Origin of the sequence: Paracoccus mangrovi (assembly GCF_042648425.1) — a bacterium.
GTDB lineage: Bacteria > Pseudomonadota > Alphaproteobacteria > Rhodobacterales > Rhodobacteraceae > Paracoccus > Paracoccus mangrovi.
The window spans coordinates 219,865-232,108 of sequence record NZ_JBHRXJ010000002.1; the positions used below are offsets into that span (position 1 = coordinate 219,865).

The 12,244-nt window shown below is 68.2% G+C and carries 12 protein-coding genes; 5 read left to right on the forward strand and 7 right to left on the reverse strand.

Going from position 1 to position 12,244, the window contains the following annotated elements; genetic code table 11:
- The first annotated feature begins 522 nt into the window (after positions 1–522).
- The 5 genes from ACFOMH_RS03455 to ACFOMH_RS03475 are packed head-to-tail and all read left to right on the forward strand — an operon-like array spanning position 523 to position 5,350.
- Positions 523–981 carry a (2Fe-2S)-binding protein gene (locus ACFOMH_RS03455; RefSeq protein ID WP_377742919.1) on the forward strand — a complete coding sequence of 153 codons (459 nt, stop codon included), beginning with the start codon at positions 523–525 and terminating at the stop codon, positions 979–981.
- 13 nt (positions 982–994) lie between these two features.
- On the forward strand, positions 995–3,223 hold the full coding sequence (locus tag ACFOMH_RS03460; protein ID WP_377742629.1) for a xanthine dehydrogenase family protein molybdopterin-binding subunit: 2,229 nt from the start codon (positions 995–997) through the stop codon (positions 3,221–3,223).
- A gap of 16 nt (positions 3,224–3,239) precedes the next feature.
- Positions 3,240–3,866: a hypothetical protein gene (locus tag ACFOMH_RS03465; RefSeq protein WP_377742631.1), complete on the forward strand. Its 627-nt coding sequence runs from the start codon at positions 3,240–3,242 to the stop codon at positions 3,864–3,866.
- A 6-nt stretch (positions 3,867–3,872) separates the two neighbouring features.
- Complete coding sequence (locus ACFOMH_RS03470; RefSeq protein WP_377742634.1) at positions 3,873–4,775, forward strand: XdhC family protein; 903 nt, start codon at positions 3,873–3,875, stop codon at positions 4,773–4,775.
- Positions 4,772–5,350 (forward strand): nucleotidyltransferase family protein, encoded by a 579-nt coding sequence (locus ACFOMH_RS03475; protein ID WP_377742637.1) that lies wholly within the window; start codon positions 4,772–4,774, stop codon positions 5,348–5,350. The genes ACFOMH_RS03470 and ACFOMH_RS03475 overlap by 4 nt, the downstream gene beginning before the upstream one ends.
- A gap of 4 nt (positions 5,351–5,354) precedes the next feature.
- Here ACFOMH_RS03475 and ACFOMH_RS03480 read toward each other — a convergent pair whose 3' ends face one another.
- The 7 genes from ACFOMH_RS03480 to ACFOMH_RS03510 are packed head-to-tail and all read right to left on the reverse strand — an operon-like array spanning position 5,355 to position 11,990.
- Positions 5,355–6,071: a FadR/GntR family transcriptional regulator gene (locus ACFOMH_RS03480; protein WP_377742639.1), complete on the reverse strand. Its 717-nt coding sequence runs from the start codon at positions 6,069–6,071 to the stop codon at positions 5,355–5,357.
- Positions 6,071–7,129: a four-carbon acid sugar kinase family protein gene (locus ACFOMH_RS03485; RefSeq protein ID WP_377742641.1), complete on the reverse strand. Its 1,059-nt coding sequence runs from the start codon at positions 7,127–7,129 to the stop codon at positions 6,071–6,073. The genes ACFOMH_RS03480 and ACFOMH_RS03485 overlap by 1 nt, the downstream gene beginning before the upstream one ends.
- Positions 7,130–7,140: 11 nt before the next feature.
- Complete coding sequence (locus tag ACFOMH_RS03490; protein ID WP_377742642.1) at positions 7,141–7,830, reverse strand: SDR family NAD(P)-dependent oxidoreductase; 690 nt, start codon at positions 7,828–7,830, stop codon at positions 7,141–7,143.
- A complete protein-coding gene (locus ACFOMH_RS03495; RefSeq protein ID WP_377742643.1) occupies positions 7,830–8,939 on the reverse strand; it encodes an iron-containing alcohol dehydrogenase in 1,110 nt (369 codons plus the stop codon). Before ACFOMH_RS03495 ends, ACFOMH_RS03490 begins: the two co-directional genes overlap by 1 nt.
- On the reverse strand, positions 8,936–9,850 hold the full coding sequence (locus ACFOMH_RS03500) for a dihydrodipicolinate synthase family protein (protein ID WP_377742645.1): 915 nt from the start codon (positions 9,848–9,850) through the stop codon (positions 8,936–8,938). The genes ACFOMH_RS03495 and ACFOMH_RS03500 overlap by 4 nt, the downstream gene beginning before the upstream one ends.
- A complete protein-coding gene (gene pdxA / locus ACFOMH_RS03505) occupies positions 9,847–10,797 on the reverse strand; it encodes a 4-hydroxythreonine-4-phosphate dehydrogenase PdxA (RefSeq protein WP_377742647.1) in 951 nt (316 codons plus the stop codon). The genes ACFOMH_RS03500 and pdxA overlap by 4 nt, the downstream gene beginning before the upstream one ends.
- Positions 10,794–11,990, reverse strand: coding sequence for a sialidase family protein (locus ACFOMH_RS03510; protein ID WP_377742649.1), 1,197 nt, complete (start codon positions 11,988–11,990; stop codon positions 10,794–10,796). Before ACFOMH_RS03510 ends, pdxA begins: the two co-directional genes overlap by 4 nt.
- Positions 11,991–12,244: the final 254 nt, after the last annotated feature.

Consider the following 12,244-nt stretch of genomic DNA (forward strand, 5'->3'; position numbering starts at 1 on the left):
GCCGCCATTTCGGTGATGCGCGCGGGAACTGTCAACGGGGGCGCAGCGCCGCCCCGCGCGGTTCCGCCCAGGGCCGTTGGGGGCCGGTAACGCCCCGGTCGCGGGGCGGGCGGCCGGCATCCGTGCCGGCGCGCCGGGGCCTTGGTGATTCTGTCCCCCACGGGTTCCCGCAGGGGGGGCTTGGTCCCATTTCCGGCGATTGCGGCCGCCCGTCCTGGGGCCGGTCGCGGCGGGTCGGGGATTTTCCGGCATCCGGGCTTCGGGAAACCGCGCCGGGAAATCCCGGGCCTTTGGCAATCACGCGGCAAGACGAAAATCCTCGGCGCAAAGGGGACTTGCCGGAAACCGCCCCATGGCCACGGGGCGCGCGGCCGCCCGGCACGATCCCCGCAAGGATGGCGGCCGGCGGGCCGGGGGCGGGGCCGCGGGCACGGCCGGCGCGCGCGCCCATCTGGACAAATTATGCTTAACCGATACGCTTTCCCTGATCCGATATGCCAGCGCGAGGGAGAGGCCAGCATGATCGAACTCACCGTGAACGGCGAAAAACGACAGGTCGATGTGGTGCCCGAAATGCCGCTGCTCTGGGTGCTGCGCGACGAATTGGGGATCACCGGGCCGAAATACGGCTGCGGCGTGGCGCAATGCGGGGCCTGCACCGTGCATGTGAACGGCGCGGCGGTGCGTTCATGTCAGGCGCTGATCGGCGATCTGGCGGGGGCCGAGATCGTCACCATCGAGGGGCTGGGCGCGCAATCGCTGCACGCGGTTCAACAGGCCTGGATCGAACATCAGGTGCCGCAATGCGGCTATTGTCAGGCCGGGCAGATCATGCAGGCGGCGGCGCTGCTCGATGCGAATGCCACGCCCAGCGATGACGATATCGACGCGATCATGGCCGGCAATCTGTGCCGCTGTGGCACCTATGTGCGCATCCGCGCGGCCATCCACGCCGCCGCGGACAAGATGGCGGAGAAATAGGATGAAGGATAGGATGGATCTGTCCCGTCGCGCCTTTCTGATCGGTTCGGCCGCGATTGCCGGCGGCGTGGCCTTTGGCCCGCCCGCGCTGGCCCAGGACATGGCGCCGCCCCTGCCTCAGGGCGCGCCCGCCGGCAGCGCGCGGATCAACCCCTGGGTGGTGATCGGCCCGGACCGGATCACGGTCGTGGCCCCGCATGCCGATGTCGGTCAGGGGGTGGCTTCGGTTCAGGCGGCGCTGATCGCCGAGGAACTGGATGTCGATCTTGATCAGCCCGAGCTGTCCTTCGGCCCGGTCGATCCGGCCTATGCCAATACCGGCCTTGCCGGCGAGTTCGTCCCCTATGAAGCCTATGACCTCAGCCCCGAGGCCGAGGCCGCCCGCGCACAGGCGGCGCAATGGATCGCCGGGCAGGGCATGCAGATGACCGGCGGCTCAAGCTCGGTCCCCGACAGCTATGACAAGCTGCGGCTGGCGGGTGCGGTGGCGCGCGAAACCCTCAAGGCGGCGGCCTCCAAGCGGACCGGCATCGCGGTCGCCGATCTGACCACCCGGCGCGGACAGGTGGTGCTGCCCGACGGCACCGGCATCCCCTATACCGATCTGGCGGCCGAGGCCGCCGCCATCCCGCCGGTCGAAAACGTCAGCCTGCGCGATCCCTCCGCCTGGCGGCTGCTGGGCAAGCCGATGCAGCGCGTCGATGTCGCGGCCAAGGTGACGGGGGCGCTGAAATACGGCCTCGACCTGTCGCTTGATGGCATGGTCCATGCCGCCGTGCGGATGAACCCCTATAAGGGCGGCAAGCTTAAGGGCTATGACGCCGGCGCGGCGCTGGCCATGCCGGGCGTCACCTCGGTCGTCGAGATCAGCAACGGCATCGCGGTGATCGCCTCGAACAGTTGGTATGCGATGCGCGCGGCCGAGGCGGTCGAATGCGATTGGGCGGCGGGCGATTATCCCCCCGATCAGGCCGGGCATTGGGCGGTGATCGAGGCGTCCTTTGCGCCCGAGCATCTGGAAAAGGTCTGGCGCGACGAAGGCGATGCCGACGCCGCGCTGGCGGCCGAGGGCGTGATCACGGCCGAATATCGCGCGCCCTATGTCGCCCATCAGCCGCTTGAGCCGCTGAACACGCTGATCCTAGTCACCGACGAGGGTGCCGAAATCTGGGTCGCGCATCAGATCCCCAATGCCGTGCAGGCCATGGTCGCCGCGATCACCGGCCATCCGGCGGAAAAGGTGATCTTTCACAACCTCTATAGCGGCGGCAGTTTCGGCCACCGGCTGGAGTTCGAAAACATCCGCCCCGCCGCCGAGATCGCCAACAAGATGCGCGGCACGCCGGTCAAGCTGATCTTTTCGCGCGAAGAGGACTTCTTGCAGGATTTCCCGCGCCAGCTTTCCATGGGCCGGATGCGCGGTGTCGCGCGCGACGGCCGGATCGAGGCGGCCGAGTTCCTGATTTCCTCGACCCCGGTCATGGCCTCGCAGATGGGCCGGCTGGGCATGCCGGTCGAGGGGCCGGACGCCCAGACCCCGATGGGCGTGCGCCCGATGAGCTATCGGATCCCCAATCTGCGGATCTCGACCTATGCCGCAAGGGGGCTGTCGCCGGTCTCAAGCTGGCGCTCGGTCGGGGCATCGACGGGGGGATTCATCTCGGAAGGCTTTATCGACGAGCTGATCCATGCCGCCGGGCTCGACCCGATGCGCGCCCGCATCGACATGTGCAAGATCGACTATCATCGCAAGGTGATCGAGGCCGTGGCCGAGATGTGCGACTGGCAGGGGCCGCTGGGCAATGGCCGGGGGCGCGGGGTGGCCTTTGTCGAATCCTTCGGCGTTCCGGTCTGCGAGGTGGTCGAGGTCACGGCGACCGAAGCCGGCATCCGCATCGACAATGTCTGGGTGGCGGCGGATGTCGGGCCGGTTCTGGACCCGGTGAATTTCGAAAACCTCGTGCAGGGGGGCGTGGTCTGGGCCTTGGGCCATGCGATGAATTGCGAACTGACCTATGCCGGCGGTCAGGTGGAGCAGACCAATTATCAGGCCCATGAGGGCATGCGCATCCACCAATGCCCGGCGATTGCGGTGCGCGGCCTTGCCAATGGTCCCAAGATCCGCGGCATCGGCGAGCCTCCGGTCCCGCCGGCGGCGCCGGCGCTGGCCAATGCCATCTTTGCCGCGACCGGCCAGCGCATTCGCGAAATGCCGTTCAACAAGTTCGTCAACTTTGTCTGAGCAGGGGGGATCACCGATGAAACGCGCAATTTCCATGTTGATCCTTGCCGCGCCCGTGGCGCTTGCCGCGCCGCTGCTGGCCGAGGATATCGCCGCCCCGCCCATGCCCGCGCCGGGCAGCGTCAGCGCCGCGCAGGCGCTCGAGGCCTGGACCCGGATCGAGGCGGTGGTCACCCATCCCCGCTGTGCCAATTGCCATGTGGGGTCCGACAATGTGCCGATGTGGACCCTTGTCGGCGAAACCCGGACCCGCCCGCACGGGATGAACATCAATGCCGGCGAAAGCCGGATCGGGGCGGAAACGCTGATGTGTTCGACCTGTCATGTGACCTCGGCCATGCCCAATGACATGCCACAGGCCCCGCCCCATGCCGGCGTCGACTGGCAGCTGGCGCCGGTCGAAATGCAGTGGTTCGGGATGAGTGGGCGCGATATCTGCGCCCAGCTCAAGGATCCGGCACGCAATGGCGGGCGCGACGGGGCCGGGCTGGTCGAGCATCTGGTCCATGACGCCAATCTCAAGGGGACGATCCATTGGGGCTTTGTGCCCGGTGGCGGGCGCGAGCCCGCGCCCGGCGGGTTCGAGAACCACCTGCGCGACATCCAGACCTGGGTCGCCGGTGGCCAACCCTGTCCGGGCTAGGCCGAGATGACCCATGCCCCGCCGCTTGACCTGACCGGGGCGCGCGCAAGTTCGCGCGTCGTGGCGATCTGTGAAACCGACACACCCCTTTGCGCCGCGCTGGGGTCCGGGCGGGCCGCGCTGGCCGTCATCTGTGGCGTCGACGGGCCGTCCTATCGTCCGCTGGGCGCGATGATGGTCGTGGATGAGAACGGGCGGGCCCATGGCAATCTGTCATCGGGCTGTATCGAACGTGACGTGATCCTGCATGCGCGGCAGGCGCTGGCGGATGGGCGGGTGCGCCAGTTGCGCTATGGGGCGGGCTCGCCCTTTCGCGATCTTGCGCTGCCCTGTGGGGGCGGGCTGGATATTCTGGTCCTGCCCGATCCCGACCGGGACACGCTTGCGCAGGCCGCCGCGATGCTGGACCGGCGACAGGGGGCGATGCTGCTGCTGGGGCCGCTGATGCTGCATATTCAGCCGCGCCTGCGCTTCGCGGTTCTTGGCGCCGGCCCCGAGGCGCATTGCTTTGCCGTCCTTGCCGCCGCCGCCGGCTATCCGGTCGAGACGTTTTCCCCCGATCCCGCGACCCTGCGCGGGCTGGAAAACGGCCATGCGCTGGACCGTCCGCGCTGGCCCGAAAGGCTGCGGCCGGATCCGCGCACCGCGGTCACGCTGTTCTTTCACGATCACGATTGGGAACCGCCGCTGTTGCAGGCGGCGCTCAGTTCGCCCGCGCTTTATGTCGGCGCGCAAGGCAGCCTGCGCGCGCATCAGGCGCGCTGTGACGCGCTTTCGGCGCTGGGCCTGTCCGGGGATCGGATCGCGCGGCTGGCATCGCCTTTCGGGCTGGTGCCTTCGGCCCGCGATCCGCGCACCCTTGCGGCATCGGTGCTGGCGCAGGTGCTGGACCGGGCGCGGCTGGCATGACGGTTGCGGCGCTTTTGCTGGCGGCGGGGGCGTCGCGGCGTTTCGGGGCCGATGACAAGCTTTTGGCGCGGCTCGGGGGGGCGGCGCTGGTGGCGCATGCGGCGCGGTCGCTGCACCTGCCACAGGTGGATATCCGCATCGCCGTCGCCGCGTCGGATGCGGTCGCCGAAATCCTGCGCGATCATGATTTCAGGGTGGTGATGGTCGCGCCCGGCCAGAGCCTTTCCGCCAGCCTTTCGGCGGGGATGCTGGCGGTCGGGCGCGGCCCGGTCCAGCGCGCAATCGTGGCCTTGGGGGATATGCCGTTTCTGCGGCCCGGGGATATAGCGGCGCTGCTGGCTTTGGCGGGGGACGGGCCGGCCAGCGCGTGGCATATGGATGCCCCGACGCCCCCGGCGGTCTTTCCCGCAAGCTGGTTTCCCCGGCTGGCGGGCCTGAGCGGGGATCGCGGGGCCGGGGCCTTGCTGCGGGGGCTGGCGCCGGGCCGGCGGCTGCATCTGCCGCCCGAGCGGCTGCGCGACATCGACACATGCGCCGATCTTGCCGAGGCCAGGGCGCTCGCGCGCGCAACGTGACCGATCAGCCGTTCTGCGCGGGCCGTTTCTTTTCGAAAAGCCGTTCGCGCGATCCGCTCAGATGCCGATGCATCAGATCGCGGGCCTGCGCGGCATCCCCCTGTTGGATGGCCTGAAAAATTGCGTGATGTTCGTCAAAGACCCGGCTCAGGCCGCTGACCTCGCGCTTGACCGACATGCCGTGAAAGCGCATGCCGACGGCGATATGTTCCTTGAGCGCCTCCATCGCGATCGAGAAATAGCTGTTCTCGGCGGCGGTGGCGATGGCGAGGTGGAACTGGAAATCCGCATCCTCGCGGTGCACCTGACGGTTGGTCGCGTCCCGCATCTGTTCCAGCGCGGTCTGGATGCGGACCAGCGATTGCGGATCGCGGCGTTCGGCGGCGAACCCCGCCGCCGCCGGCTCAAGCGTCAGGCGGAATTCATAACAGCTGAGCAGGTCCGACACGTTTTCAAGCAGCCCGAAGCCCAGCGGCTGTTTCAGCCCGATCGAGCGCACGAAACTGCCGGCGCCGCGCCGCGAATAGATCAGCCCCTGTTCGCGCAGCCGTTTCAGCGCATCGCGCACAATCGGGCGCGAGACCTCGAATTCGGCGGCCAGATCCAGCTCGGTCGGCAGGCGTTCGTCGGGCTTGTACGAGCCGGATTTGATCGCCCGCTCCATGCGTTCATAAACGATCTCACCCAGGCTTTTCCGCGCGGTCTTTTCAACTGCTGGCATCACAACTCGTCCCGAAACATCGCCAGAACCAAGGCGAGTGTGTTTACATCGCCGAAACCGCCCGATTTCGCAATGATGCAGGTGCCGTCGTCCTGACCGGCGGTCGGGCCAACAGTCGGGCCAACAGGAACGCCGACGGGCAGGCCGGGCAGGCATTCGCCCCGCAGGTCCAGAACGCGCACCCCCATTTCCGCAAGCACCGCCTCGGCGGTGGCGCCGCCGGTCAAAAGGATCGCCTGCCGGTCGGCGGTCAGGCGGGGATGAGTGCTGCGCGCCAGCGCGCGGGCCACGGCCTCGGGCGGGCGGGTGGCCGCGTCGGCGGGGGTCGCCTGCACCAGCAGGTGATCGGCACCCGCCAAGGCCCCGGCCCCGGCCAGATCGCCCAGCGGCGCATCGGCACAGCTTAGTCCGGGCGCCACCCGTTCGACCTGTGCCAGCGTGATCGGATCCTGCGAGCCCACGATCATCAGCGCCCGGCTTGCGCGGGGCCGGACCGGGGTCGGGACCGCCTGTCCGGTCATGGCGATGGACAGCGCCTCGCTCAGGCCGCGCGCGCCGACCAGCAGCGCGTCTTGCGGCGCATGGGCCAGCGCGGCGCGCATCTCTTCGGGGGTTTCGATATCGGGGATGATGGCGCGCCCGGCCAGCGCCCCGAGCCGGTCGCGGATGTCGATGGGGGTGGCGACGCCAAAGCCCCGCACCTGTCCATCGCGGGTGATGCGGCCGAAATCGGGGATCGCCGGGGCCACCAGCATCGCGGACGGGTCCAGCACGGCAAGTTCCGCCGCGACATGCCCCTTGAGCCGCGAATCGACCTTTTTCATCAGTTGCGGGCCGGGCGGCAGCGCCGCCAGCACCTGGGCCATGGCCGCGCGCGCCGCGTCCTCGTCGCCGTCACGCGAACGGGTGCTGACGGCCATCACATCGGGGTTCTGGGCGACGACCATGGCGGTGGCCCCGGGGTCCAGCGCGACCCGCACGCAAAGCCCGCGCCCGGCAAAGGGCGCGGCGGCGTCCAGCGCCCCGGTCAGATCGTCGGCGATGATGCAAAGCCGCATGGCCGCCGCCCCTAAAGCGAGGATCCGGCGCAGACGGTGATCTGCTGGCCGGTGATGCTGCGGGCCGCGTCGCCCAGCAGGAAAGCGGTCAGGCCGGCGATCTCGGCGGGCTGCACCAGCCGGCCCATGGGCGGCATTTTCGACTGGACGCCGGCGCGGGCGGGGTCCTTGAGCATGGGCGTGTCGGTGGCGGCGGGGGCCACGACATTGACGCAGATGCCGCGCGGCGCAAGCTCGATCGCCCAGGACCGCGCCATGCCAAGCAGCGCGGCCTTGGTCGCGGCGTATTGCGACCGCCCGGCGGAACCGGCGGCGGTGCGGCTGCCGATCAGGACGATCCGCCCGCCATCGGCCAGCCGGGAAACAAGCGCGTTCACGATCCGCTCGGCGGCCATGACATGCAGGCGCCACATGGCATCGCCATTCGCCGGGTCAAGCGTGCCGATCCGGCCCACGCGCAGCACACCCGCCGCATGGATGATCGCATCGAGCGGGCCGATATCGACCAGCGCCGCGTCCAGCGCCGCCGCATCGGAAAGATCCACGGCGACATGGTGCAGGCGGGGATGGTCAAGGCCGGGCGCGCGGCGGCTTAGCCCGATCACCCGCCAGCCCTGCGCCAAAAGCGTGTGGGCGATCTCTTGCCCGATCCCGGAGCTGACCCCCGAGACGAGTGCGATCCGTTCCCCGCCCGCGCCCATCAGAAGGCGGCGCGATAGATGGCCAGCACGTCATCCACCGACATGTCGCGCGGATTGTTGTCCATCAGCCGGCGGATGGCATGGGCATCCTCGGCAAAGCGGGACAGCTGATCCGCGGTCGCGCCATGGGCGGCGAGCCGCATCTCGACGCCCAGCCCCGCGCAAAAGCCATGCGCCCGCGCCAAAAGATCGCCCTCGCCCAGACCCAGCGCCGCCGCGACCTCGGCGGTCTTGGCCGGCGCGACGCTTTCATTATAGGCCAGCACATGTGGAAAGATGATCGCATTGGCCAGCCCGTGCGGCAGATGCAAGAGCGTCCCCAGCGGATAGGCCAGCGCATGGCCGGCGGCGGTATTGACCGGGCCAAGGCAGATCCCGCCATAGAATGAGGCCAGCATCATCCCCTCGCGCGCCTCGGTATCGGTGCCATCGGCGACGGCGCGGGCCAGATATCTGCCGACCAGATCGATCCCCATGCGGGCATAGCCGTCGATGACCGGGTGGGCGTTCCTGTTGGTGAATGCCTCGACGCAATGGGCCATGGCGTCGATGCCGGTGGCGGCGGTGACGGCGGGCGGCACGCTATAGGTCAGGACCGGATCCAGCACCGCCAGATCGGCGATCAGATGCGGGCTTTCGACGGCGATCTTGTTGCCCTTGCCCGGATCGGTGATCAGGGCGCGGATGCCGGCCTCGGACCCGGTGCCGGCGGTGGTGGCGATCTGGACCAGCCGGCTGCGGCGCCCGGCCACCTTGTTCGGGCCGGCCACATCGGCCAGCGTCTGATCGCCGTCCCACATCGCCGCGACCAGCTTGGCCACATCCATGACCGAGCCGCCGCCCAGACCCACGACCAGATCGGGCCGGGCCTGCCGGGCGGCGTCCATCGCGGCGTCGAACGTGGCGATATCGGGTTCGCCGGGGATGGCGTCAAAGACGGTGACCGTGCCGGTCAGGCCCAGCCGGTCGGCAAAGCCCGCCGTCAGCGGCGTCGCCAGCACCAGAATGCGGGCGGCATCCGCGGCCCATGCGCCGGTGCGCGCGGCGGCATTGGCGCCGATTTCCAGCCGCCGGGGCTGGTGCAGGGTGATGATGCGCGACAGGCTCATGCGGCGGCTCCTTCAAGCTGTTCCATGCTTGCCCAGACCTGTGCGGCCTCGTCACGCGACAGGGGCGAAAATGGCGGATGGATGTTCAGCCAGCCCATATCGCCGCGGCGGCGGGCCAGCATGGTCTTGACCGTGGGCAGCTGCACATGGCTGTTGGTCAGGTTGCGCCAGGCGACGATGATGTCCTGCGCGGCCTTGACCTCGCCTGCGCGGGCCGGGTCCTGCCAGTGGTCGAAGACAAAGCGCAATTCCCGCGCCACAAGGTTCGAGGTCGCGGTGATGCAGCCCGCCCCGCCGCCTTGCAGCACCGGCAGCAGCAGCGGATCGGCACCCGCCAGCACCGCGAAACCCGGGAAGCGGGCGGATATCGCGTGCATGTTCTCGATCTTGCCATCGCTGTCCTTGATGCCGATGACGGTATCCGGGAATTCCGCGATCAGCCGGGCGATCAGATCGCGGCTGATCGGCACGCCGGTCAGCATCGGGATGTGATACAGGATCACCCGCAGCCGGTCATCCGCCACCTTTTCGATGATCGAGGCATAGTACCGGAACAGGCTGTCGTCGGAAAAAGCCGTGTAATAAAAGGGCGGCAGCATCACCACGCCCCGGACGCCGGCCTGAACGGCATGGCGGGTCATCTCGACCGCCTCGGTCACCGCGCAGGACGAGGTGCCGGGCAAAAGCTGGTCGGGCCGGGTGCCGCCGGCAATCGCCGCCTCAAGCAGGGCCATGCGTTCGCGCGCGGAAAAGCTGTTCGCCTCGCCGGTGGAGCCCAGCATGGCGATGCCGTGACAGCCCTCGTCGATGAGGGCGCGGGTATGGGCGCCAAACAGCGCCAGGTCGGGGGTGCCATCGGCTTTCAGGGGGGTGGCTGCGGCGCAAAAGACGCCTTCGATGGCAAAGCTCATGCGCGGCCCCCTGCGACCAGTTGGCGGGCATAGGCGATGGCCGCGTTCATGTTGCCGTGATTGGCGATGCCCTTGCCCGCGATGTCGAAGGCGGTGCCGTGATCGACCGAGGTGCGGTCGATGGGCAGTTCGACCGAGACGTTCACCGCATCGTAGAAGGCCACCAGCTTGATCGGGATATGCCCCTGATCGTGATATTGCGCGACCACCAGATCGAAGGCGCCGTTATAGGCGCGGTGAAACACCGTATCGGCCGAGATCGGGCCCTGGGCGTCGATACCCTCGGCGCGGGCCTGGGCGACGGCGGGGGCAATCTGGGCGTCGTCCTCGGTCCCGAACAGGCCGTTTTCGCCGCAATGGGGGTTGATGCCCGCCACCGCGATGCGCGGGCTGGCGATGCCGATGCGTTGCAGATGCGCATGACCCGCGCGGATCGTGGCCAGCACGCGTTCGGTTGTCGCCCGCCCGATCGCATCCTTCAGCGACACATGGGTCGAGACATGGATGACCTTCAGCCGGTCCGAGGCCAGCAGCATATAGGCCGCCTGCGATCCGGTCAGGCTGCGCAGCATGCCCGTGTGGCCGTCGTAGTGATGGCCGGCGGCGTTCAGCGCCTCTTTGTTGATGGGGGCGGTGACGATGCAGCCGATGCGGCCCGCCTGCGCGTCGCGCACGGCGGCCTCGATAAAGCGGAATGCCGCATCGCCCGCGACCGGGGACAGCTGGCCCCAAGGCAGGGGCGCGCCCTCGACGGCCAGATCGACGACATGGCCATCCAGATCCACGTCGCAGCCGATGGCGGCCTTTGCCGCCTCAAGCGTGGCGCGGTTGCCATAGATGCGGGTGCGGGCGCGGTCGGCCGGCGACATCTCTGCCAATGCCTTGACGCTGATTTCCGGGCCGACGCCGCAAGGGTCGCCCATGGTGATGCCGATGATGTCGCTCATGCGTGTTCTCCCGTCCGGGGCGCCAGATGTTCGGGCGACAGATGGACATGTTTGATGGCGCGGCGGTGATAGGTATAGGCCAGATGCAGGCCGCCATCGGGCGCCTGCCAGATCCAGGGATAGGACATTTCCATGTTTCGCCCATCGGTCGAATCGTTCGATGTGCAGGTGCCCGGCCCGTCCTCGATCAACAGCCGCTGCGGAAAGGTCGCGCCGCCATCCGTCGACAGCGCCACCACCACCGGCGCGCGCGGCACGCCCCAGATGGGCACGCAGCCGCCGGTCGGGTCGGCATCGGGGCGGGCGTCATCCTCGCCCAGCTCATCGTAAAGCGAGGCGCGGCGGTCGGGCGACATTTCGGCATTGACCGGGTTGCCGATCACCGCGATGCGCCCATCCGCCAGCCGGATCGCCGCAATCGAGGAATTGTTGTTGGGCAGGTCGGTCGCGACCGGCGCCGACCATGTGCGCCCGCCATCGCGGCTGTCGGAACGATGCACGAAATCGGCCTGACGCCGGCGGTAAAAGGCCGCGATCCGGCCCCCGCCCAGATCGACCGGGCTCATATGCACCGAACCGATCGAGCCGGGGACTTCGTCCAGCCGCCAGCTTGCGCCGCCATCGGTCGAGACCCCGACCGCGGCGATGTCATGGCTGCCATTCCATTTCTGGCCCGGCCGCGGAATGCAGCGAAAGATCGGCAAAAGCCAGGCGCCATCGTCGCGCACCACCAGCGGCGCGCGGATGAACGAACCGCGCGGCAGGTCCAGAAACCGTCCTTTGCCGGATGAAATCATCGTCGGATCCGCCGGGTCCAGATGCAGTGGCGCCATGCGGATCTGGCATTCGTCCTGATTGCCCGAGGGCTGGGCGGTGTGAAACAGCCACAACCCGCCATCGGGCGCGGCAAAGATCACCGGGTTCTGTTCCGAACGCGCCGCGTCATGCGACAGCAATCGCGCCGGCCCCCATTGATCGCTGCCGGCGGGCAGGATCGCGGCATGGATCGAGATGTCGGATTTGCCCTCAAGCGTGCCGCCGAACCATGCGCAAAGCAGATGCCCGCCCGGCAGAGGCGCCAGAAAGGCGGCATGATTCTGGATCTTGGGCGAGGGCAGGAATGCCTCGGTCCGGCCCGGGGCGGTCTGGGTCAGCCGGCCTGTCATCCGCGCGGCGATCTGATCTGGTCGCATCTTCCCTCTCTCCCGGTTCTGTGCGGTGAAGAGGCCGCATCATGCAGTAGTTGTCAAGTATAAAGTTTGGGAAGCTAGCTGACAAATTCAGGAACTATGATTTTAAAGCACTGTAATAAATCAATAAAAAATCATGCTGGGCGAAATGCGAATTCCGCATATTTGTTTCAGTTGACAATTTAACCGGATTCGGCGATGGTCCCGGCATCGAGGGGGAGGCTTCGATACGAACGGGCCGGGCGGGGGCATATCCG